Origin of the sequence: Microvirga sp. 2MCAF35, from assembly GCF_052115545.1 — a bacterium.
In the GTDB taxonomy this organism is placed as follows: domain Bacteria; phylum Pseudomonadota; class Alphaproteobacteria; order Rhizobiales; family Beijerinckiaceae; genus Microvirga.
This window is the reverse complement of record NZ_JBFRGW010000122.1, coordinates 1-310: the sequence shown is the minus strand read 5'-3', so window position 1 is coordinate 310 and position 310 is coordinate 1. Positions and strand designations below refer to the sequence as shown.

Here is a 310-nt window from a genome sequence, read left to right as displayed (position 1 = left end):
GTCTGTCCGGCGATGGCCGTCATGGACTGGGCGGTGGCCTCCATCTCGGTGGCGGCCGAGGACAGTCCCTGCGTCAGGGCCGAGACGTTGAGCTCGAAGCGCTTGGTGAGCTGGTCGAGCACCTCGGCGCGGCGCATCTTGGCCTGGTTCTCRRCCTCCTGCGCGGCCGCGAGATGGCGGGCCTCGATGGCGTTGTCCTTGAACACCTGCAGCGAGCGGGCGAGCGCGCCCACTTCGTCCTTGCGCTCCACACCTGTCACGTTCACGGACAGGTCACCGTTCGCCAGTTGGTTCATGGAACCGGAAACGC

General features: G+C 67.2%; 1 protein-coding gene. It reads right to left on the bottom strand.

Annotated elements, in window-relative coordinates; genetic code table 11:
* Nucleotides 1-310: HAMP domain-containing protein (locus AB4097_RS21570; protein ID WP_442043357.1), on the bottom strand; the 310-nt coding region annotated here is incomplete at both ends.